This is a genomic window from Burkholderia sp. R-40 (assembly GCF_049942845.1).
Classification (GTDB): domain Bacteria; phylum Pseudomonadota; class Gammaproteobacteria; order Burkholderiales; family Burkholderiaceae; genus Burkholderia; species Burkholderia ambifaria.
On sequence record NZ_CP187968.1, the window covers coordinates 747,424 to 768,675 of the forward strand.

Annotated in this window: 20 protein-coding genes; 8 read left to right on the plus strand and 12 right to left on the minus strand. The window is 66.4% G+C overall.

The features are described from left to right. Positions 1–101: 101 nt before the first annotated feature. Together ACP26O_RS19775 and ACP26O_RS19780 are read left to right on the plus strand one after the other, a co-directional pair. On the plus strand, positions 102–1,001 hold the full coding sequence (locus tag ACP26O_RS19775) for a hypothetical protein (protein ID WP_175663372.1): 900 nt from the start codon (positions 102–104) through the stop codon (positions 999–1,001). 153 nt (positions 1,002–1,154) lie between these two features. Then, positions 1,155–1,301 (plus strand): hypothetical protein, encoded by a 147-nt coding sequence (locus ACP26O_RS19780; RefSeq protein WP_244096772.1) that lies wholly within the window; start codon positions 1,155–1,157, stop codon positions 1,299–1,301. A gap of 81 nt (positions 1,302–1,382) precedes the next feature. Here ACP26O_RS19780 and ACP26O_RS19785 read toward each other — a convergent pair whose 3' ends face one another. From ACP26O_RS19785 to ACP26O_RS19795, 3 genes are all read right to left on the minus strand, one after another. Then, positions 1,383–1,895 (minus strand): OmpA family protein, encoded by a 513-nt coding sequence (locus tag ACP26O_RS19785; RefSeq protein WP_105831873.1) that lies wholly within the window; start codon positions 1,893–1,895, stop codon positions 1,383–1,385. An 84-nt stretch (positions 1,896–1,979) separates the two neighbouring features. Next, entirely contained in the window at positions 1,980–3,248 is a 1,269-nt protein-coding gene (locus ACP26O_RS19790) for a diguanylate cyclase domain-containing protein (protein ID WP_175658848.1), read from the minus strand. Next, positions 3,245–3,952, minus strand: a complete 708-nt coding sequence (locus ACP26O_RS19795) for a YfiR family protein (protein ID WP_175658847.1) — start codon at positions 3,950–3,952, stop codon at positions 3,245–3,247. The genes ACP26O_RS19790 and ACP26O_RS19795 overlap by 4 nt, the downstream gene beginning before the upstream one ends. Before the next feature lie 445 nt (positions 3,953–4,397). On the opposite strand from ACP26O_RS19795, the gene ACP26O_RS19800 reads away from it, so the two are divergent. From ACP26O_RS19800 to ACP26O_RS19820, 5 genes are all read left to right on the plus strand, one after another. Further along, on the plus strand, positions 4,398–5,285 hold the full coding sequence (locus ACP26O_RS19800) for a LysR family transcriptional regulator (RefSeq protein ID WP_175663371.1): 888 nt from the start codon (positions 4,398–4,400) through the stop codon (positions 5,283–5,285). A 143-nt stretch (positions 5,286–5,428) separates the two neighbouring features. Continuing rightward, on the plus strand, positions 5,429–6,865 hold the full coding sequence (locus ACP26O_RS19805; protein ID WP_175663370.1) for an N-acyl-D-amino-acid deacylase family protein: 1,437 nt from the start codon (positions 5,429–5,431) through the stop codon (positions 6,863–6,865). A gap of 90 nt (positions 6,866–6,955) precedes the next feature. Further along, positions 6,956–8,296: an MFS transporter gene (locus ACP26O_RS19810; RefSeq protein ID WP_175663369.1), complete on the plus strand. Its 1,341-nt coding sequence runs from the start codon at positions 6,956–6,958 to the stop codon at positions 8,294–8,296. 14 nt (positions 8,297–8,310) lie between these two features. Further along, positions 8,311–9,651, plus strand: a complete 1,341-nt coding sequence (locus tag ACP26O_RS19815; protein WP_175663800.1) for an amidase family protein — start codon at positions 8,311–8,313, stop codon at positions 9,649–9,651. 117 nt (positions 9,652–9,768) lie between these two features. Next, a complete protein-coding gene (locus ACP26O_RS19820) occupies positions 9,769–11,010 on the plus strand; it encodes an NAD(P)/FAD-dependent oxidoreductase (RefSeq protein ID WP_126225914.1) in 1,242 nt (413 codons plus the stop codon). 10 nt (positions 11,011–11,020) lie between these two features. On the opposite strand, the gene ACP26O_RS19825 is transcribed toward ACP26O_RS19820, so the two are convergent. From ACP26O_RS19825 to ACP26O_RS19865, 9 genes are all read right to left on the minus strand, one after another. After that, positions 11,021–11,782, minus strand: a complete 762-nt coding sequence (locus tag ACP26O_RS19825) for a FadR/GntR family transcriptional regulator (RefSeq protein WP_175663368.1) — start codon at positions 11,780–11,782, stop codon at positions 11,021–11,023. A 71-nt stretch (positions 11,783–11,853) separates the two neighbouring features. Next, positions 11,854–12,744: an amidohydrolase family protein gene (locus ACP26O_RS19830; RefSeq protein WP_175663367.1), complete on the minus strand. Its 891-nt coding sequence runs from the start codon at positions 12,742–12,744 to the stop codon at positions 11,854–11,856. 43 nt (positions 12,745–12,787) lie between these two features. Next, the gene (locus ACP26O_RS19835; protein ID WP_165753602.1) at positions 12,788–13,729 is read right to left on the minus strand and encodes an ABC transporter substrate-binding protein; all 942 of its coding nucleotides are present in this window, start codon (positions 13,727–13,729) and stop codon (positions 12,788–12,790) included. 78 nt (positions 13,730–13,807) lie between these two features. After that, entirely contained in the window at positions 13,808–14,845 is a 1,038-nt protein-coding gene (locus tag ACP26O_RS19840; protein WP_175663366.1) for an ABC transporter permease, read from the minus strand. A gap of 16 nt (positions 14,846–14,861) precedes the next feature. Continuing rightward, positions 14,862–16,403, minus strand: coding sequence for a sugar ABC transporter ATP-binding protein (locus ACP26O_RS19845; RefSeq protein ID WP_175663365.1), 1,542 nt, complete (start codon positions 16,401–16,403; stop codon positions 14,862–14,864). A gap of 12 nt (positions 16,404–16,415) precedes the next feature. Then, a complete protein-coding gene (locus ACP26O_RS19850; RefSeq protein WP_175663364.1) occupies positions 16,416–17,192 on the minus strand; it encodes an SDR family oxidoreductase in 777 nt (258 codons plus the stop codon). Positions 17,193–17,245: 53 nt separating this feature from the next. Beyond that, positions 17,246–18,523 (minus strand): L-fuconate dehydratase, encoded by a 1,278-nt coding sequence (locus ACP26O_RS19855; RefSeq protein ID WP_175663363.1) that lies wholly within the window; start codon positions 18,521–18,523, stop codon positions 17,246–17,248. A 23-nt stretch (positions 18,524–18,546) separates the two neighbouring features. Continuing rightward, on the minus strand, positions 18,547–19,389 hold the full coding sequence (locus ACP26O_RS19860) for an ureidoglycolate lyase (RefSeq protein ID WP_006749504.1): 843 nt from the start codon (positions 19,387–19,389) through the stop codon (positions 18,547–18,549). Between the two features lie 65 nt (positions 19,390–19,454). After that, entirely contained in the window at positions 19,455–20,219 is a 765-nt protein-coding gene (locus ACP26O_RS19865; protein ID WP_175663362.1) for an SDR family oxidoreductase, read from the minus strand. Between the two features lie 673 nt (positions 20,220–20,892). On the opposite strand from ACP26O_RS19865, the gene ACP26O_RS19870 reads away from it, so the two are divergent. Next, positions 20,893–21,183, plus strand: a complete 291-nt coding sequence (locus ACP26O_RS19870) for a DUF3331 domain-containing protein (RefSeq protein WP_175663361.1) — start codon at positions 20,893–20,895, stop codon at positions 21,181–21,183. Positions 21,184–21,252 lie beyond the last annotated feature (69 nt).

Sequence of the window (21,252 nt, forward strand, 5' to 3'; positions counted from 1 at the left end):
ACATGCAGATTGAACTCAAGACCATTGCCGCCATGGGCGGCCTGACATGATTGACTTTTCACATAAAGGCGACTATGCCGATATTGGTTAAACGCAAATCAATGAGAATCTGGTGGTGGACTTTGGCAGCAATTTCTTTGTGCGCTGCAATTTACGCATCAACAACCGCCCAAGAAAAAAAGGACAAAGCAATGTCGTCTCAAGTTGTCACCATTAAATTCGGAGTAGACGGAAAATCGGATGCCGTAGCCCAAGGATTTTATACAATGAATCACCCTTCTGGCGTTTATGCGTATCAGATGCACTGGGACGACCCAAAGAAGCTTGGACTAGTGAAATATAGCCAAGGACAGCACTCGTTCGACCTCGACAATGTCACGATCGTGACAGGTCTGGGGGACAAAGACAGCCCAGAAAGCGGAGTTGAAAATTGGGATGTCCATTTCAAGATATCGCCTTCGGGCACAACCTCGTATGAAGAGGCTCGCGACAAGATCGCAGCCCTGCTAGCAAAATTGAGAGCCGCGGGATGGAAGAGGTATATTGAAACCTCCGATCCGCGGCTCGTCGGTAAAGAGGCAACGGCCTATGCCTTGTCAAAACCAGGCGCTCTTTATTCGATCGACTCGACCTACATGCCGACCGGAGAGGAATGGAGAAACTTAATTGTGTCCGAGCCAAGATGGCTTTTTTATACTGACGGCGTATTTTTGACACTATCTCTGTCGTATCAATCCTCGTCGACTCCCGACATGGGGTATTACTTGACCGACATTCAGGTGAGCACTGCATCTGACAATTACACACCGTATTTTACTGATAGTATCGAACGCCGGAGGCAGTGGAAGCAATACCTGTCTGACGAATTGACGCCGGCCAGGGCAGAACGAGCGAAACATGAAACGGAATTGAAGGCTCAGGGCTACACAATCGATACGACATATCTGCCGCCGCCGTATGAGGCCCCCGACTTTTCGGCCAAAGCTGGCGACACTCATTGATCTTGGAGAGCTAGGCGATGCAACGAGCGAACTTGCACGGACGAGCGCAGATCGTGGTCGGCGATACGACAAGCCACGGCGGCAAGGTGATTTCGGGCAGCCCATCCTCCACTTGGAGCCAGGCCAAGGTTCCCATCGCACGAAGGCGATCAGGTGACGTGCCCGCTTTGCGCGCCACATCTCTTTGAAATCGCTGAGGGGCTCGAGGGATGCGAAGATTTCGGGCAGCCGATGGCTTTGGAGGGGCATAAAACGACGTATGGAGCTATTCTCATTGCGCAGCCTGCTCCCGACGATTGATTGTCCATGTTCGTTTTTCGGACTGCGCTCTCCTGAGGCGGTCCGAGTATCCACTGCCATCATCGCGCCCTGACCGCCCCCTCACCGCGGCGAAACCACAATCGCCGCCCGCCGATTCTGCGCCCGCCCGGTTGGCGTCCGGTTATCCCCCACCGGATCGCTCTTCCCCTTTCCTATGACCGCAACCCGCTTCCCGTCCAGCCCCACATCCACCAGCTCGATCGCCACCACTTCCGCCCGCCGCCGCGACAGCTCCCGATCGTAAGCCACCGTCCCCTCGTCATCGGAGTATCCATAAACCCGCACCCCATTGATTCCGGCCGACCTCAACGTCCTCCCGATCCGCTCGACGATCCGCCTCACATCCGGCTTCAGGTTATACCGGTCGAAATCGAACAAAATCGGCCCGCTCGAGCCGAACTCGAACCCTTGCCCCGTCTCCTGAAACCCGGCCGACTTCAGCGCCGTGACCTGCGTCTGCGTGAGCCCCCGATGCAGCGTCGGCGGCGTCTTGCACCCGCCCAGCAACAGACACAGCAGCACCGCGCTTCCGACACACCGCCTCCCAATGCTCACCGGCAACGAGCTTTTCATCATCGTCCCCTTCGTATGCGCCCGCGCCGCGTGCGCTTCTTATCCCGCCGCCGCGGCCTCGTCCGCGGCGCGAAACGATAGACATCACACCCGCCCGGCAACGCCTTCCGCCCACTGCCACGTCCCCGGCCGCGTGCGCTTGGCGCGGTACATCGCGGCATCCGCCGCCCGCAGCAAGCCGTTCGCGTCCGACGCGTGATCGGGGTACAGCGCCACGCCGGCACTCATCATGGTGGCCACCATGCGTCCGTCGGGCAGCTCGATCGACGGCACCATGCCGGACAAAATCTCGTCGGCGATCCGGCACACGCTTTCCACGTCGCGCACAGTGCCCAGCATCACCGCAAATTCGTCGCCGCCCAGGCGCGCGACCAGATCGGTCTCCCGCACCTGCGTGCGCAGCCGCGCCGCGACACCGACCAGCACCGCATCGCCGGCATCGTGGCCCAGGCAGTCGTTGATCTCCTTGAAGCGGTCGCAGTCGAGATACAGGATGGCGACCCGCTGACCGGTCACCACGGCATCGCAAAGCGCCACCGACAGACGCGACTCGAACTGCGCGCGGTTGGGCAGCCCGGTGAGCGCATCGTGCGTCGCCTTGTGTTCGAGCGATGCGTTTTCGTCGCGCAGCGTGTTCTGCCAGTCTTCCAATTCGTCGAGCAGCGCGTTGAAGTCGTCGCCGAGCTGGTTGAGTTCGGCGATCGTCGCGGGCTCGACGCGCCGCCCGAACGCACGCTCGCGCCGCACGGCATGCGCGACGCCGGCGAGCGCGCGCAGCGGCGCAACGATGCTGCGCAGCAGTCGCTTCGAGCTGACATACGCGCCGAGCACACTGACAGCAAGGCAGCCGAGAATGCCACCGATGCCACCCAGCAGGAATCCGAAGAATTGGTGTCCGCGCCCACGCACGATGACCTGACCGACGACGATGCCGTCGTGCATCACCGGAATGGTCACGGGCCCGGGCAGCGCGAGATTGGCGACACCGCGCTCGAGTCGGGCGATCCGGCCTTCGGCGGGCAGCTTCCAGGTGGCGAACAACTGTCCCCTGGCATTGGTGACGACCACCTGCGCGACGTCCTCGTCGTTGGCAATGGTTGCAATTGCCTCGTTTGCCGCGACGCGATCGCCGAACACGAGCGCCGCCTCGACCGTATAGCCGAGCGAGCGGGCCAGCAGGTTCAGGTTGTTGCCGGCATACGCGCGCAACGCGATCACGGCGACGACGATCAGCGACACGGCGGCCATCGCAACCGCGACGAAGGCGAGGCGCAAATGCGCGCGACGCAGCACGCTTTGCAGCGTCGGGCGCGGCACGCGTGAAGACGAAATGGGGGGCGCGGAGCGTGTCATGGCGTCAGCGGCCGTCGCGCGAGATTGAGCACGTTCGGATGCACGCGCACGCCACTGCGCGCGACGGCGTCGAGATTGATGTCGAACGTCACGCGTTCGCCATCGACGGCGAGGCAGAACATGGCACCCGCGGTGCAGGACTCGTCGTGTTCGGCGATCGTCAGCACCGGGCGGCCCGCCAGCGCGGCTCTCACCCGTGCTCGCTGATCGTCGCCCAGGGTGCCGAGATAGACGACGTCGCATGCGAGGCCGAGCGCGGGATCGTCGAAGCGCACGCGCTGCACGTCGAGCACGGTCGAGCCGGCCTGCAACGTGTCGGTGAGGCCGGCCGCGTAGTCGGGGCGACCGGTCACGCACAAATGCAGACGAACGGGCGTCGACGGCCAGCGCGTGAAACTGACGATGCCGAGCACGACCTGACGCACGGTGGAGTCGTGTGAGGAAATCGCGGGATTGGCAGGAGTGACGGCCGGCCCGGGGGCGGCGATGCGCACGGTTTCGCCCGGCTCGTCCGGATCGGCAGACGCCCCGGCGAGGACGGCCGGCGCACCGCTCAGAACGCAAACGATTGCGACGAACGCGCGGCGTAACGTGGCGACTCGGCCCGGTCGGCCGGACGCCGTATGCGCAGCGATTGCCGCCGCGCGCACTGGCGTCGATACGGCTGCATGACTCGCAGCCGCCGCGCACACACTCGCATCCATGATGGAAACATCTGCTGCAGTCGTTCCCGGCGCTACCGCTTACCTGCATGCGCATGCAAGCACCGTCTCACGCGCACGAATGCTTCCATCTTAGGTAAAAATTCGTATCCCAAACCAGTGGGATACACCCGCGAATAACGTCGGAAAGTATGTTGAATCGCGGCTCTACGCATCGATACGAGCGAACGCGCTAGCCGACGTCGATCCAGTCACGACGCCAACACATTGATCAGTGGATTGGACGCCCGGGCGCGTCAGGTTATCGATCGCGGCAAGCTTTTGAGGACCTCGTCTGCGTCAGCCGTCGTAATCGGCAATGCGTGTACGCTCGACGGCCATACGGGGCAATATGGCAGGCCATGAATCAGCCTCGCCGAAAATGGCTACGCGTGCGTCCTGCCGCCATCCGCCGGAATGCCGGAGCCGACCCGAACATTGGAGCGTCATGAAAATAGAAAACTCGGAACTCGAAGCGTTCGTCGCCGTCGCGGAACTCGGCACGTTTCATCGCGCGGCGGAGAAGCTGCACCTGACGCAGCCGGGGCTGTCGCGCCGGATCCAGAAGCTCGAACAAACGCTTGGCGTCGAGTTGTTCCAGCGCACCACTCGCAGCGTGACGCTAACGGGCGTCGGTCGTCAGTTCCTGCCGATGGCACGCGAGCAGATCGCACAGCTCGGGATGATGCTGTCGTCGATCCAGGAAATCGCGCAAAAGCGCTACGGCAAGGTGCGGCTGTCATCGATCCCGACCGTCGTCGCGCAAACGCTGCCCGATGTACTGCGTCACTACTCGGACAAGTATCCGCAGGTCGCCGTGCAGATCCTCGACGGCAATCATGACTTCGTACTGTCGCAGGTGCGCGCGGGCATCGCCGAGTTCGGCGTGAGCCTGCACCCGGGCGACGACGACGATCTGTTGTTCGAACCGCTATTCATCGACCGCTACGTGCTGGCAGTCCACGAGGACGATCCGCTGGCACGCGCGGACGCCGTCACGCTCGGCGAATTGCGGCACGCGAAGCTGATCATCGGCGGCCGCGACAGCGGCAACCGTCTGCTGCTCGAAATGCTGATGGGCCAGGAGGCGGTGCGAACCCGGTGGTTCTATGAGGTCGAGCACATCTCGTGCGTCGCCGCGCTCGTGGCAGCCGGTGTCGGATGCGCGATCCTGCCCGAGAGTGCATTGCGTGCGTACGGCTCGCCCGCGGTACGCACGGTGCCGATCGCGAGCCCGACGATCGACCGCACGGTCGGCATCGTGCGGCATCGCACCATCTCGATGTCCAGCTTCGCGAGCGACCTCCATGCGCTGGTGAAGGCAGCGTTCGCATAACGCCGCGGGCCGCGTGGCGTCGCCGCATTGATGCCGGTTTCGCATGAATCGCGAGCCGAACGGCATTGGACGCCCGAAAAATGGCTGGTGACGATGGTGGCGAACATGAACGACGGAACCGGGCTGATTCTGGAGGAGCCACCATGCATTTCGACGTGATCCTGCGCCGCGGCGAACTGATCGACGGTACGGGAGCCGCGCGCTTCGAGGCCGATCTCGGCGTGACCGGCGAGCGCATCGCCGCGATCGGCGACCTGAGCGGCGCAACCGCCGTGCACACGCTCGATGCGAACGGCCTGGTCGTCGCGCCGGGCTTCATCGACAGCCACACGCACGACGATGCGTTCGTGCTGACCGATCCCGACGTCGAGCCGAAAGTTGCGCAAGGCGTGACCACGGTGATCGCCGGCAATTGCGGGATCAGTCTCGCGCCGCTGCTCGCGGAACACGACGTGCCGCAACCGCTCGACCTGCTGGGCGCATGGCAGTCGTTTCGCTTTCCGTCCTTTCGCGCCTATCTCGACGCGCTCGACGCAACGCCCGCCGCCGTCAACACGGCGGCCCTGGTCGGCCACTCGACGCTGCGCGTGCGGCACATGGCCGATCTCGGACGCGCAGCCGACGCGGCGGAAATCGCGGCGATGGCGGCCGACGTGCGCGAGGCGATGACGGCCGGCGCATTCGGCGTCTCGACGGGCACCTTTTACCCGCCCGCGGCGGCCGCGACGACCGACGAGCTGATCGACGTATGCGCGCCGCTGCGCGAGACGGGTGGCGTGTTCGCGACGCACCTGCGCGACGAAACCGATGCGATCATTGCGTCGCTTGACGAAGCGTTCTCGATCGGTCGCGCGCTCGACGTGCGCGTCGTGCTGTCGCATCACAAGGTGGCCGGCAAGGCGAACCACGGCCGCTCGGTCGAAACGCTCGCGCATATCGATGCGCAGCGCACACGGCAACCGCTGTGCCTCGACTGCCATCCGTACCCCGCCACGTCGACGATGCTGCGCGCGGATCGCATCCGCCAGTCGTCCCGCGTGCTCCTCGCATGGTCGAAGCCGCATCCCGAACTCGCGGGCCGCGAATTCGCCGAACTGCTGCCATTGTTCGGCGATTCCATCGACGCCGCGATCGATGCGCTGCGCCCTGCCGGCGCGATCTACTTCGTGATGGACGAAGCGGACGTCGAGCGCATCATGCGCCACGAACTGACGATGGTCGGCTCCGACGGCCTGCCCAACGACATGCGCCCGCACCCGCGGCTGTGGGGGACGTTCCCGCGCGTGCTCGGCGAATTCTCCCGCGAGCGCGGCCTGTTCCCGCTCGAAACCGCGGTGCGCAAGATGACTGGCCTCCCTGCCGAACAATTCGGAATCGCGCGGCGCGGGCGCCTCTCGGTCGGTCACTACGCCGATTTGGTCGTGTTCGATCCGGCGCGCGTGATCGACCGTGCGACGTTCGCTCACCCGACGCTACGCCCTGAAGGCATCGAGCACGTATTCGTCAACGGCCGCACCGTGCTCGAACACGGCCGGCACACCGGCACGCGCCCTGGCCGGGCGCTACGCCGCGCAAGCTAGGATCGGCCGGCCCATGGCGCGCCTTTGCGCTGTCGCGGAAGCCGCCGCTCGCGCGGCCGCCGCCCTGGAGTCAACCTGCACGGAGTCACCATGACGAATTCCAACGGCATCCCCACGCCGCGCGGCATGCAAACCGGCTCGGACCCGCATGCGGATGCCACCGCGCCCGGCATCGACGCGCTGTACACACGCGTGAGCCGACGCATCATTCCGCTGATCCTTGTGTGCTACTTCTTCGGCTATCTCGACCGCGTCAACGTCGGTTTCGCGAAGCTGCAGATGGTGACGGACTTGCATCTCACGGATGCTGCTTATGGCGTCGGCGCCGGTCTGTTCTTCATCGGCTACCTACTGCTGCAGGTGCCGGCCGGCTGGCTCGTGCGACGGATCGGCGTGAAGCGTTGTCTCGCCGGCTCGATGCTGACGTGGGGCATCGTATCGGTCGCCACGCTCGCAACCCGGGACACCACGAGCTTCTATGCACTGCGCTTCCTGCTCGGCGTAACGGAAGCGAGCTTCTTTCCGGCCGTGATCGCCTACTTCAGCGTGTGGTTTCCGTCGCACCGGCTCGCCAAGGTGATGGCCTTCCTGTTTCTCGCCATGCCGCTGGGCGTGATCGTCGGCGGGCCGCTGTCGGGCTGGATCATGGACGCGACGCACGGCGGCTTCGGGCTGCGCGGCTGGCAGTGGATGTTCCTGATCGAAGGCCTGCCGGCCATCGTGCTCGGCGTGTATCTGCTCGTGCGTGTAACGGAACGGATCGACGATGCAGCGTGGCTGACCGACGCGGAAAAACGGACGATTCGCGCGGAGATGGCCCAGGAAGCGACAGGCAAGCGCACCCGCCTCGGCGCCGCGCTGCGCGAACCGACGCTATGGCTGCTGTTCGCGACATCGTTCCTCTACAACGTCGGCAACTATGGGCTGGTGTTCTGGATGCCGACGATGATCAAGGCACTCGGGTCGCTGAGCAACCTCGGAATCGGCCTCGTCAGCGCCATTCCGTATCTGGTCGCGTCGGTCGCGATGGTCGCGAACGCGCAGCATTCGGTACGAACCGGCGAGCGCCGCTGGCATACGGCGCTGCCCGTCGCGATCGGCGGCGTCGCGCTGCTCGCGAGCCTCGGCGTGCGCGCGCATCCGGTGCTCGCTGTCATGTGCCTGACCGCGGGCGTGGCGGGCATCATGAGCACGCTCGCGATGTTCTGGAGCTTGCCGTCGCGGATTCTTGCCGGCGAGGCCGCCGCGGGCGGCGCCGGGCTCGTCAACATCGGCGCGGCCGTCGCCGGGTTCGTCGGACCGACGCTGATGGGCTACGCGACGGGACTGACCGGCAGCACTGAACTCGGTGTCGCGCTGCTCGCCTTCACGCTGTTCGCCGCCGCCGCGCTGATCCTGTCGATTCCGCGCCGGCTCATGGTGCGCGCGTGAGCGTGGTGCCTTCGATGCGCGGCGCGCTCGCGCTGGCGGCCGAGGTTCGCGCGGGGCGCGTGAGTGCAGTGTCGCTCGTGCAAACCGTGCTCGCCGATATCGCCGCGCGCGACGGCACCATCCATGCCTGCGCACAAACCTTCGACGCGCGCGCACTGCGCGACGCGCTGCGGATCGACGGCCTCGTGCGCAACGGGCGTGACCCCGGCCCCTTGGCGGGCGTGCCGTTTCTCGTGAAGTGGAATTTCGACGTGACGGGTTACACGGCGGGAGCTGGATCGCCGGCGCGCGCCGCATTGCCGGCCGCCGCCACCGATGCGTCAGCGGTCGCGCGACTGTGCTCGGCCGGCGCGGTGCCGGTCGGCGCAACGCATATGGACGAACTCGCGTGCGGCGCCACCGGCGTGAATCCGCACTATGGCGCGGTGCGCCTGCCGGCTGACCCGGCACGCATGACGGGCGGTTCGTCGAGCGGCTCGGCCGCCGCCGTCGCCGCCGGATACGTACCGCTCGCGCTCGGCAGCGACACGAACGGCTCGATCCGCGCACCGGCGGCGCTGTGCGGCGTGTGGGGGTTTCGCCCAAGCGATGGGCGGCTGTCGCGAGCCGGTTGCCTGCCCTATGCCGAATCGCTCGACACGGTCGGCGGATTCGCGAACGATATCGACGATCTGGCGGTGCTGTATGACACGCTATGCGACGCGAATTCATTGCGCTCGCAACCGATTCGCGATCCGGCCGCCCCGCTTCGCGTCGCCGTGCTGACGGGCGATTTCGACAGACTTGCCGATGCGGATGCGCAACGCGCCGTCCGGCGCGCGGCGCTCTGTCTGCATGCGGGCGAATCCGTGCCGGTCGACAGCGACGAAGTCGCACGCGTGCGTGACGCGGCGACCGCGGTCTCGAATGTGGAACTGGCGCGCACCCATCGCGGGCTGCTCGACGCGCCGGTGGCGCTCGTCTCCGAACGCCTGCGCTCACGCATCGCAATCGGCCTCGCAACCCCCGACGCCGCCTATCGGGACGCGCTTGCCTGCCGTGACGCCTGGCGCGCACGCATCGAAGCGCTGTTCGCGCGCTACGACGTGCTGCTCGCGGCCGCGACGCCGTGTGCCGCACCGCGCCTCACCGACGCGACCGTCGATGTCAACGGCGTCGCGCTCGAACCCGTGAAGACGCTCGGCCTGCTCACACAGTCGATTTCGTTCGCGGGGCTGCCGGTCGTCAGCGCGCCGTGCTTCATGTCAGGTGAATTGCCGGTCGGGGTGCAGTTGATCGGTGCACCGCAAGCCGACGCCGTTTGCTTCGACGCCGCGCGGCAATTCGCTGTCGCCTGGAGCGGCCTGCGCCGCTAACGACGCGCCCCCCCCTTGGTGCCCCGCCCCACCGCGAGTATCCTTGCGGTTCGAGCCACTCCAACCAGGGCGCACACCGCACCGCGGCCAGGCGCCCCCGCTAACGGCCAATACACGATGGACTTCGACGTAATCGTTCTGGGCGCAGGCATCGTCGGCGTCTCCGCCGCGCTGCACCTGCAGGATCGCGGCCGCAAGGTCGCCCTCGTCGATCGCGGCGCGCCCGGCGAAGGCACGAGCTTCGGCAACGCAGGGCTGATCGAGCGCTCGTCGATCGAACCGTATCCGTTTCCGCGCAGCCCGTTCACGCTGATGCGCTACGCGCTGAACCGCTCCACCGATCTCTACTGGCACAGCACGTCGCTGCCCGCGTTCGCGCCGTGGCTCGCGCGTTTCTGGTGGGAATCGGCGCCGATGCGCCACGCAGCCGCGTCGCGCGACATGCTGCCGCTGATCGAGCGCTGCATCGTCGAGCACGACGCGCTGATCGCGCGTGCCGGCGCAGGGGAACTGGTGCGTGCAAGCGGCTGGATGGAAGCGTTCCGCACGCCGGCCGCATTCGAACGCGCGGTCGCCGATGCAGGGCTCACCGCGCGCCGCCACGGGCTCGGCATCACGCCGCTCGATGCCGCGGCACTTCGTGATCAGGAACCGAGCCTCGCGCCCGGCTTCTGCGGTGCGCTGCACTGGCTCGATCCGAAAAGCGTCGTCGATCCGTCCGCGCTCGTCAAAACCTACGCGCAACTCTTCGTGCAAGGCGGCGGCACGCTGCTCACCGGCGATGCCGCGAGCCTCGACGCGTTGTCGCCGGGCTGGCAGGTCACGACGGAACACGGCAAGATCGCCGCGCCAGCCGTGGTCGTCGCGCTCGGCCCGTGGTCCGACACGGTGTTCGGCAAGTTCGGCTACAAGATTCCGCTGCGCGAGAAGCGCGGCTATCACATGCACTACGCGCCTTCCGAACGCGGCGCGCCGTCGGCGCCGATCGTCGATCGCGAATACGGCTACGTGATCGCGCCGATGCGGCGCGGATTGCGGCTGACCACCGGCGTCGAGATCGCGCGGCGCGGCCTGCCGCCGACCGGCGTGCAGCTCGACCGCGCGGAACGCGTCGCGCGCCCGGTGTTCGGCTTCGGCGAACGGCTCGACCCGCAACCGTGGCTCGGCTTCCGGCCGTGCACGCCGGACATGCGGCCGGTGATCGGCCCCGCGCCCGCGCATCGCGGGCTGTGGTTCTCGTTCGGGCACAACCATCACGGGCTCACGCTCGGCCCCGTCTCCGGCCGCCTGCTGGCCGAGATGATGACGGGCGAAGCACCATTCACCGATCCGACGCCCTACCGCGCCGACCGCTTCTGAGCCCGCGCGCTCAGTCGAGCGCGCGGCCGAAGATCCGGATCACCTCGTCGAGATGCTCGGCCATCGCGCGGCGCGCTGCCTCGGGGTCGCGTGCGCGGATCGCGTCGAGGATCGCGCGGTGTTCCAGCTCCGACCGGTGCGGCATATCGTTGGGCATGTACAGCGACTGCAGGCGCTGGAACATCAGGTCGTACTTGTGCGCGAGCAACTGCTTGATCATCAGCGCATAAGCCGGGTTGTCGCTCGCTTCCGCGATACGGATATGGAACAGCCGGTCGCCCGGATGTGTGAGCGAGCCGCTGCGGTTGTCTTCCTGGTTGCGCAGGAACGCTTCGTGAATCCCTTCGATCTGCTCGTCCGAGCCGTGTTTCGCCGCGAGCGATGCGGCTTCCGGCTCGATCAGCCGGCGCGCCTGCAACAGCGCGAATGGCGGGATTTCGGTATCGAGGTCGAGCGCGATGCCGAGCTCGGGATCGATCTCGACGATCGAAAACGGCGCAACCTTCGTCTCGTGCCGCGGTGCCGGTGCGGCAGCCGCCTCGGGTTGGCGCACCTTCACGCCGTCGCCGACACGCACGCTGACGAGCCCGCTCACTTCGAGCGCGATCAGCGCCTCGCGCACCGACGTGCGCGACACGCCGAACTGCTCGGCCAGTTCGCGCTCGGGCGGCAGATAGCTGCCCGGCGGAAAATCGCCGGAGCCGATCATCGCGCTGAGCTTGTCGGCGATCTGCTGGTAGAGGCGGCGGTTCTGAATCGGCTGGATGGACATACGTTGATACAGGTAAGCGGTTGCGTTGCGGACGGCCCGACGAATGACGCATCGGGCCGCTCGCGCCTATTTTATATGCCGGGCTTCGGGTCGCCCGGCACCGCATAGCAACGTGCGGCCGTGCCGCCCCACAACGCGTTGCGCTCGGCCGCCGACAATCGCGCTTCGGCCCAGCGCTCGATCAGCGACGCCACTTCGTCATACGACGCCGCGAGCAGGCACACGGGCCAGTCCGAGCCGAACATCAGCCGCTGCGGGCCGAACGCGTCGAGCGCCGCATCGAGGCATTGCTCGATGTGCCGGACGTCCTGCCCGCGCAGGCCGCGACGCCAGTCCGTCTCGGTCACGAGCCCCGACAGCTTGCACACGACATGCGGCAACGCGCCCAGCTCGCGCAACGCGGCACGCCAGCGTGCGAGCGCGGTGTCGTCGCGGTCGAACTCGGCGAGCGCGGGCTTGCCCGCATGATCGAGCACGAGCCAGTGCGCATCGTGCCGTGCGCAGTACGCGCGCACGTCGGGCAACTGGCGTTCGAACACGAGCACGTCGTACACGTAACCGTTCGCCTGCAGCCACGCGACGCCACGATTGAATGCGGGATCCGCGACGAACGCGCCGACGTCGGCTTCGTCCTGCATCTGATGACGAAAGCCGCGCAGCTTCGGGCTGCGCCACTCGGCGATACGGTCGGCGAGCGCCGGCGCACCGAGATCCTCCCAGCCGACCACCGCCGCGATGCGCGCGTCGTCGCGGGCAAGATCGAGCAGGAACGACGTCTCGTCTCGTCCGGCGCGTGCCTGCACCGCGATCGACGCGCCGAGCGCCTGCGCATGCATCTGCGGCCACAGCGCGTCGGGCAGGTAATCGCGGGCGAGCACGCCCATGCCGGGGCCGATCCACGGATAGTCGGCCGCACGGTAACGCCAGAAGTGCTGATGGGAATCGATACGCACTGCGCCCATGGTGTCCTCGTGGTTCGCGCTCGAACGCGGCATCACGTCACGCTCAGTCGTACAACACCGCCGAGATCTTCGGGTCGTCGATATTGGTCTTGTCATACCAGTAGAAACCGGTATCGATGACCTTCGGCAGCTTCTCGCCCTTGATCGCCTTCACGGCCGCCTCGACGGTCTTGTAGCCGATCCCGATCGGATTCTGCGTGATCGCGCCGGCCATCAGCCCGCTGCGGATCGCGTCCTTCTGCTGCTTGCCCGAATCGTAGCCGACGATCACGACCTTGCGCTTCATCTCGCGCACGCCATTCACCACGCCGATCGCCGAGCCTTCGTTGGTGCCGAACAGGCCCTTGAGCTTCGGATACGCCTGCAGGATCGACTTCGTCACCTCGGTCGACTTCAACTGGTCGCCTTCGCCGTACTGCACGGTCACGACCCGCACCTTCGGGTGCGCCGACTTCATCCGTTCGAGAAAGCCGTCGCGACGGTCGATGCCGGTGCGGCTCGTCTGGTCATGCGCGACCACGGCGACGTCGCCTTCGTCGCCGATCAGCGCGGCGAGCTTGTCGGCGGCGAGCGATGCGGCGGCCTTGTTGTTGGTCGCGGCCGTCGTCACCGGGATGTCGCTGTCGACGCCCGAGTCGAACGCTATCACGGGGATCTTCTCGGCCTGCGCCTTCTTCAAGAGCGGCAGCGCGGCCTTGCTGTCGAGCGCCGCGAAACCGAGCGCGGCCGGCTTCTTCGCGATCGCGGCGGACAGCATGTCGATCTGCTTGTCGACCATCGCCTCGGTTTCGGGGCCTTCGAACGTCACCTTCACCTTGTAGTCCTTCGCGGCCTGCATCGCGCCCGCCTTCACGGCCTGCCAGAACTGATGCTGGAAGCCTTTCGAGATCAGCGGGATATAGGCTTCCTGCGCCTGCGCGCCGGCCGTTACGCCGACGGCGAACGTCAGCCCGACGATAGCGTTCAACACCTTGCTCCTGATCACTTCGCGTCTCCTTGGTTGGTATCGACTGAAACGCCGGCCCGGCCGGCGGTGAAGCAGATGCGCATACAACTACATAGGTCAGCGGCGGCGCCGGCGCAGGATGTCGACGTAGACGGCCAGGATGATGATCACGCCCGTCACGACCGTCTGCCATTCTTGCGCGACCGACATGATGCGCAGGCCGTTGGTCAGCACGCTCATGATGAACGCGCCGATGATGGTGCCGACGATGCTGCCCGCGCCACCCGACAGCGACGTGCCGCCGATCACGACGGCCGCGATCGCATCGAGCTCGTAGCCCTGCCCGAGCGCCGGCTGCGCGGAATTCAGCCGCGACGCGATCAGCAGGCCGGCGATCCCGCACACCGCGCCGCTGAACGTGTAGACGGCGATCTTCCACGCATCGACGTTCACGCCGGACAGCCGCAGCGCTTCCTCGTTGCTGCCGAGCGCGAACGTGTAGCGGCCGAAGATCGTGCGGTTCAGCACGATCGATGCGCCGATTGCGACGAGAAACAGGATCAGCACCGCATTCGGAATCGGCAGCGCGGGAATCAGGCTGCCGATCAGCGAATCCTGCGCGATCGACGTGAAGCCCGGCGTGTCGTTGAAGTAGATCGGCCGGGTGCCCGAGATCACGAGCGACAGCCCCTTCAACAGCATCATCATGCCGAGCGTCGCGATGAACGGCGGAACCTTCATCTTCGCGATCACGAAGCCCGACACGCTGCCTGACAGCGCGCCAAAGCACAGCGCGGCCAGGATCCCGAGCGGCAGCGGCATCCCCCACTTCGTCAGCACGACGCCGGCCATCACCGCGCAGAACGTCATCAGCGTGCCGACCGACAGGTCGATGCCCGACGTGATGATCACGTAGGTGCACGCAACCGCCAGCACGCCGTTTACCGCGGTGGCCTGCAGGATCGACACGAGGTTGTCGACGTCGAGGAAGTTCGGCGATGCGAAGCTGAAGAATGCGATCAGCAGCACGAGGCTCGCGAACGCGAGCAGCTTCTGCCGCGCGGCCGGGTTGAAGAAGCGGGCCCTCAGGCCGGCTGCGCCGGCCGGCGTGTCGCCGGTGGCCAGAGGCGGAACGGGATGCGTATCGTTAGGCATGGTCGTAGGGGCTGAATCAGGACAATACGGTCGACTCGCGCTGCGTCGCGAGCTGCATGATCTTTTCCTGCGTGGCGTCGGCCGCGCGCAACTCGCCGGTCACGCGCCCTTCGCACATCACGAGAATCCGGTGGCTCATGCGCAGCACCTCGGGCAACTCCGACGAGATCATCACGATCGCCTTGCCGTCGGCGGCGAGCGCGTCGAGCAGCTTGTAGATCTCGCTTTTCGCGCCGACGTCGATGCCGCGCGTCGGCTCGTCGAAGAACAGGATGTCGCAATCGCGCAGCAGCCACTTCGCGATCACGATCTTCTGCTGGTTGCCGCCCGACAGCAGCCGCGCGGGCTGCGCGACCGACGGCGTGCGGATCGCGAGCTGCCGCACGTACGACTGCGCGGTGTCGCGCATCGCGCGCGCATCGAGGAACAGGCCGCGCCGCACGAAGCGGCGCATGCTCGACAGCGCGATGTTGTTCTGCACGTCCATCCCGACCGCGAGCCCGAAGTGCTTGCGGTCTTCCGACAGATAACCGATCCCGTGCGCGACCGCGTCGGCCGGCGTGCGGATCGTCACGGTCTTGCCGTGCACGCGGATCTCGCCGGCGTCGACCGGGTCCGCGCCGAACACCGCGCGCGCGACCTCGGTGCGGCCCGCGCCCATCAGCCCCGCGAAGCCGAGGATCTCGCCGCGCCGCAGCGTGAAGCCGACGTCGCGGATCGCGCGCCCGCGCGACAGCCCGCGCACTTCGAGCGCGACGTCGTTGGCGGACGTATCGGGCGGCGTGCGGAATTCGGTATCGAGCTGGCGGCCGACCATCATCGCGATGATCGCGTCCATCGACGTGCCGGCCATCGGCACGGTCGCGACATACTTGCCGTCGCGCATCACCGTCACGCGATCGGCGATCTGGCGCAGTTCGTCCATCTTGTGCGAGATATAGACGATGCCGACACCGTGCGCGCGCAGCTCGCCGATGATGCGGAACAGCTCGGCGATCTCCGCGTTGTTCAGCGCGGCCGTCGGCTCGTCCATGATGAGCACGCGCGAGTCGAACGACAGCGCCTTCGCGATCTCGACCATCTGCTGCTTCGCGACCGTCAGCCGGCCGACCGGCGTGCGCGGGTCGAGATCGAGCCGCATCCGCGCGAATATCGCGGCCGCGTCGCGGTTGAGTTTGTCTTCGTCGACGAACACGCCGAAGCGCCCGCGCGGCTCGCGGCCGATGAAGATGTTCTGCGCGACGCTCAAGTGGTTCATCAGGTTCAGTTCCTGATGGATGATGCCGATCCCCAGCGCCTGCGCGGCGCGCGGATCGTCGATCTCCACCGCGCGGCCGTCCATCCGGATTTCACCGCCGTCCTTCTGATACACGCCGGCGAGAATCTTCATCAGCGTCGACTTGCCGGCGCCGTTCTCGCCCATCAGGGCATGCACTTCGCCGGCGCGCAGGTCGAACCGGCAATCGTCGAGCGCCTGCACGCCCGGAAAACGCTTGCTGACGCCGGTCAGCTCGATCAGCGCGGCAGGTGCGGCGGCGGGGTTCGAATCAGGTTGCATGGCTCGCCGTCCTCAGCCGATCGCGCGATCGAGATGCGTATAGCCGCCGTCGACGAACAGCCACTGCCCCGTCGTGTGCGACGCGCGTTCCGACAGCAGGAACACGGCCGTGTCGGCAATCTCGTCGGCCGTCGTGAAGCGCTTGCCGAACGGCACCTTGCCGGCGATCTCCGCCAGCTTCGCATCCGGGTCGTCGAAGCCGGCAATCCAGTTCTGGTAGAGCGGCGTCATCACCTCCGCCGGAATCACCGCGTTCACGCGCACGCCGTCGTCGCGCAATGCGACCGCCCATTCGCGCGTGAGCGCGAGCTGCGCGCCCTTCGATGCGCAATAGCCGCTCGTGTTGCCCTGCCCGGTGACGGCCGTCTTCGATGAAATATTGACGATCGCGCCGCGCGTGGCCTTCAGGTGCGGCACGCAGTGATGCGCCATCGCGTAGTAGTGGATCAGGTTGCGTTCGAGCGACGCGACGAACGCGTCGCGCCCCGCATCGAGGCCGATGCTGTCGTTGATGCCCGCGTTGTTGACGAGGCCGTCGATGCGGCCAAAACGCGCGACGGTCTGTGCGACGCCGTCGCGGCACTGCGCGTCGTCCTGCAGTTCGACCGACACGCGCGCGGCGCGCGGCTGCGTCTGCGTGAGTTCGCGCCAGAAGCCGTCGTCCGGCGCGTGGCGTGCGAACACGACCGGAATCGCGCCTTCGCCGGCGAGCCGCATCGAGATCGCGGCGCCGATGCCCGACGCGCCGCCGGTCACGATCACGACCTTGTCTTGCAGATTCAAATCCACTTCGCGTCTCCGTCGTTCATGTTGTAGCCGCGCGCGACGTGCGGCGCCTTGCTTCAGCCGCGGAACCGATACTGCTCCAGCGATTCGGGCTTCATCTCGATCGAGAAGCCGGGCGCCGTCGGCGGCATGTACGCCGCGCCGCGCACGACGCACGGCTCGACGAAATGCTCGTGCAGGTGATCGACGTATTCGGTCACGCGCCCTTCCTTCGTGCCGGAAATGCACACGTAGTCGATCATCGACAAATGCTGCACGTATTCGCACAGCCCGACGCCGCCCGCATGCGGACACACCGGCAGCCCGTACTTCGCGGCCAGCAGCATCACCGCGAGAATCTCGTTCACGCCGCCGAGCCGGCACGCGTCGATCTGCACGACGTCGATCGCGCCGCGCGCGATGAACTGCTTGAACAGCACGCGGTTCTGGCACATCTCGCCGGTCGCGACCTGCACGGGCGCGATCGCCTCGCGGATCTTGCGATGCCCTTCGACGTCGTCGGGGCTCGTCGGCTCCTCGATGAACCACGGTTTCGCGAACGCCAGCGCGCGCACCCAGTCGATCGCCTCGTCGACTTCCCACACCTGGTTCGCATCGATCATCAGCTTGCGCTCGGGGCCGATCACCTCGCGCGCGATCGTCACGCGGCGGATGTCGTCCTCCCGGTTCGCGCCGACCTTCAGCTTCACGTAGTCGAAACCGGCGTCGACCGCCTCGCGGCACAGCCGGCGCAGCTTGTCGTCGCTGTAGCCGAGCCAGCCCGCCGACGTCGTGTAGCACGGGTAGCCGTCGCGCTCGAGCGCCGCGATCCGTGCGGCCTTGCCCGGCGCCTGGCGGCGCAGCAGCGCAAGCGCCTCGTCCTGCGTCAGGCAGTCGGTCAGGTAGCGGAAGTCGATCGCGCGCACGATTTCCTCGGGGCTCATGTCGGCGACGAGCCGCCACAGCGGCTTGCCCGCGGCCTTCGCCCACAGATCCCACACCGCATTGACGACGGCGCCCGTCGCCAGGTGGATCGCGCCCTTGTCGGGGCCGATCCAGCGCAATTGGCTGTCCGACGTCACGTGCCGCCAGAAGCGGCCCATGTCCTCGCGGATCCAGTCGAGGTCGAGGCCGACGACGAGGTGACGCATCGCGTCGATCGCCGCGCAGCAGATTTCGTTGCCGCGCCCGATGGTGAACGTGAGCCCGTGGCCTTCGAGCCCGTCGTGGTCGGTTTCGAGCACGACGTACGCAGCCGAATAATCGGGGTCCGGATTCATCGCATCGGAGCCGTCGAGCTGGCGCGAGGTCGGGAAGCGCACGTCGAGGACGCGCATCGATCGAATGATAGGCATGACGAACGGTCCGTTAAAGGAAATCAGGCCTGCACGGTGCGCTGGCGCTGCTCGCCGAGCCCGTCGATGCCGAGCGTGATCACCTGGCCGGCGCGCAGATAGACGGGCGGCTTCTGGCCGAGCCCGACGCCCGGCGGCGTGCCGGTCGAGATCACGTCGCCCGGCTGCAGGCTCATGAAGCGGCTCAGGTAGCTGATCAGGTGCGGCACGCGGAACACCATCGTCGCGGTCGTGCCGTTCTGGTAGCGATGGCCGTCCACCTCCAGCCACAGCCGCAGCGCGTGCGGATCGGGCACTTCGTCAGCCGTCACGAGCCACGGGCCGAGCGGGCCGAACGTGTCGTTGCCCTTGCCCTTGTCCCACGTGCCGCCGCGCTCGAGCTGGTATTCGCGCTCCGACACGTCGTTCACGACGCAGTAGCCGGCGACGTGCGACAGCGCGTCGGCTTCGTCGATATAGCGGCCGCCCTGGCCGATCACGACACCGAGCTCGACTTCCCAGTCGGTCTTCTCCGAGCCGCGCGGAATCTCGACGTCGTCGTTCGGCCCCGAAATCGCGCTCGTCCATTTGCCGAACACGACCGGCTCCTTCGGGACGTCCATGCCCGATTCGGCCGCGTGGTCGGAATAATTGAGCCCGATGCAGATGAACTTGCCGACGCGGCCGACGCACGCGCCGAGCCGCGGCGTGCCTTCGACGCGCGGCAACGACGACGGGTCGATGTCGCGCAGCCGTGCGAGCGACGCGGGCGTCAGCGCGTCGCCGGCGATATCGTCGATCACGCCCGACAGGTCGCGGATCGTTCCCTGCGCGTCGAGCAGGCCCGGTTTCTCATGGTGTTTGTCGCCAAATCTCAGCAGTTTCATGTCGTCTGAATGGAATCGGAAAGGGAATGGGGAGCGCGGTCAGTTCGAGAGTCAGTTCGACACGGTCAGTTTGACCAGCCGCCGTCGATCAGGTGAATCGCGCCGGTGGTGAACGACGCTTCGTCGGACGCCAGATACAGCGCGAGCGCGGCGACTTCATCCGCGGTGCCGATACGGCCCATCGGCTGCCGCGCGACGAACGCCTGGCGCACCGTGTCGGTCGATACCTGGCGCGTGCGCGCCTGTTCGGCGATCCGCTGCTCCAGCGACGGCGACTCGATCGTGCCCGGGCAGATCGCGTTGCAGCGAATGCGCTGCTCGACGAAATCGGCGGCAACCGACTTGGTCAGGCCGATCACGGCCGCCTTGGTCGTGCCGTAGACGAAGCGGTTCGGCACGCCCTTCACGCTCGACGCGGCCGACGCCATGTTGATGATCGACGCGCCGCCCGCTTCCAGCATCGCCGGCAACAGCGCGCGGATCAGCCGGTACATCGACGTGACGTTCAGGTTCAGCGAGAACGCCCAGGCGGCGTCGTCGCAGTCGAGGATCGAGCCGTGGTGCACGTAGCCGGCGCAGTTGAACAGCACGTCGAACGCGCGCTCCTGCGCGGCGAGTGCCGCGACGTCGCCCGCGTCGGTCACGTCGAGCCGCCGCGTCGCCAGGCAGCCTCCCGCGCGTTCGGCGTCGGCCGCGAGTTGCGCGAGCGCGGCTTCGTTGATGTCGGTCGCCAGCACGTCGGCGCCCTCGCTTGCGAACCGCAGCGCGGTCGCTCGGCCGATACCCTGCCCGGCCGCCGTCACCAGCGCGCGCTTGCCCTGCAATCTCATGAGCACTTCTCCTGTGGAAGTCGGCCGAGCCGATCGATTGGCACAAAGGACTAAAGGTCCAACCAATCATAGGAACAGTTTCGGGATTTGTCACGAACGCGCGATTCAGTATTTTCCCGAGCGGGAGAATCGGGGCGAACGGAGTAAAGCCGGCGGTGCGGCGGCTTTTTTGGGATGCCGGCGATCGGCCGCTCGTCGCGCAAAGCCAATACCGGCGGGGGTTTGCGGCGAGTGCCGCGGCCCGCACCACGCGCTGGCCGGCCGAAACTGACAAGAAAGTCATGTTCGCGTCAGGGTTCTAACCGGGTGCGCGCGCGATCATGGTGTTGCCGGACCGCGCTTCCCGGTACACCGCCCCCGCCCGTCGCAGATCCCTGACGGGCACCTCCGTCCTCCGCGGTGTCCACGTGACTGAGCGAGCAGCCATGGTGGCGCGGCCCGATTTTTCGCCCCGGACGTTCGCGTCCGGGGCGCTTTTGTCGCTGCTTTTTCAAGAAAATGCGCGTCGATTGTTTCTGATTCGGCAAAAGGTAATTTGAGCCAGACAGGATGTTTTTTCCGGTCACAGACGCTTACATTTACCGCACCACTCATGGAAACCGCTACGGATGCGCCCGCGGGTAGTGACATCCACTGCCACGGCCGAACCGCACGAGTTTTAGGAAACGGCAAAATGAAGGCCTCGAAATCCCTGCCTGCGCTCGATCCCGCCGACGTCCACGTCGAAATTCTCGAACGTTCCGATACGCTGCTCGTCGTGCGCTGGGTCGAACCCGGCCGCTGTCATTACGGCGAACAGCGCTGGCGGCGCCGCTTCGCGCAGCGCACCGGCACCTGCGCACTGTCACGCCAAATCATCCAGCGTGGCGACGAAGTATTCCGCCCGGCCGAGCGCCCGGCGCCCGCGAACGCGGCCGCGATGATCTCCGCCGCGGAAGTACTGGCGCTGTCGGGCACCCTCTGAGGTCCGCCCGCCGCGTGCGAGGGCTGGCTGCGTGATGCGCGGGCCCGCCCTAGAAGCGCCGGTCTAATT

Bases quoted from the DNA above. Each gene is read 5' to 3' on its own strand.
- ACP26O_RS19845 (WP_175663365.1), bottom strand. From the start codon at position 16,403: ATGCAACCTGATTCGAACCCCGCCGCCGCACCTGCCGCGCTGATCGAG.
- ACP26O_RS19795 (WP_175658847.1), bottom strand. From the start codon at position 3,952: ATGGATGCGAGTGTGTGCGCGGCGGCTGCGAGTCATGCAGCCGTATCG.
- ACP26O_RS19815 (WP_175663800.1), top strand. From the start codon at position 8,311: ATGCGCGGCGCGCTCGCGCTGGCGGCCGAGGTTCGCGCGGGGCGCGTG.
- ACP26O_RS19785 (WP_105831873.1), bottom strand. From the start codon at position 1,895: ATGAAAAGCTCGTTGCCGGTGAGCATTGGGAGGCGGTGTGTCGGAAGC.
- ACP26O_RS19840 (WP_175663366.1), bottom strand. From the start codon at position 14,845: ATGCCTAACGATACGCATCCCGTTCCGCCTCTGGCCACCGGCGACACG.
- ACP26O_RS19805 (WP_175663370.1), top strand. From the start codon at position 5,429: ATGCATTTCGACGTGATCCTGCGCCGCGGCGAACTGATCGACGGTACG.
- ACP26O_RS19855 (WP_175663363.1), bottom strand. From the start codon at position 18,523: ATGCCTATCATTCGATCGATGCGCGTCCTCGACGTGCGCTTCCCGACC.
- ACP26O_RS19825 (WP_175663368.1), bottom strand. From the start codon at position 11,782: ATGTCCATCCAGCCGATTCAGAACCGCCGCCTCTACCAGCAGATCGCC.
- ACP26O_RS19870 (WP_175663361.1), top strand. From the start codon at position 20,893: ATGAAGGCCTCGAAATCCCTGCCTGCGCTCGATCCCGCCGACGTCCAC.
- ACP26O_RS19790 (WP_175658848.1), bottom strand. From the start codon at position 3,248: ATGACACGCTCCGCGCCCCCCATTTCGTCTTCACGCGTGCCGCGCCCG.
- ACP26O_RS19775 (WP_175663372.1), top strand. From the start codon at position 102: ATGAGAATCTGGTGGTGGACTTTGGCAGCAATTTCTTTGTGCGCTGCA.
- ACP26O_RS19800 (WP_175663371.1), top strand. From the start codon at position 4,398: ATGAAAATAGAAAACTCGGAACTCGAAGCGTTCGTCGCCGTCGCGGAA.
- ACP26O_RS19820 (WP_126225914.1), top strand. From the start codon at position 9,769: ATGGACTTCGACGTAATCGTTCTGGGCGCAGGCATCGTCGGCGTCTCC.
- ACP26O_RS19860 (WP_006749504.1), bottom strand. From the start codon at position 19,389: ATGAAACTGCTGAGATTTGGCGACAAACACCATGAGAAACCGGGCCTG.
- ACP26O_RS19865 (WP_175663362.1), bottom strand. From the start codon at position 20,219: ATGAGATTGCAGGGCAAGCGCGCGCTGGTGACGGCGGCCGGGCAGGGT.
- ACP26O_RS19810 (WP_175663369.1), top strand. From the start codon at position 6,956: ATGACGAATTCCAACGGCATCCCCACGCCGCGCGGCATGCAAACCGGC.
- ACP26O_RS19830 (WP_175663367.1), bottom strand. From the start codon at position 12,744: ATGGGCGCAGTGCGTATCGATTCCCATCAGCACTTCTGGCGTTACCGT.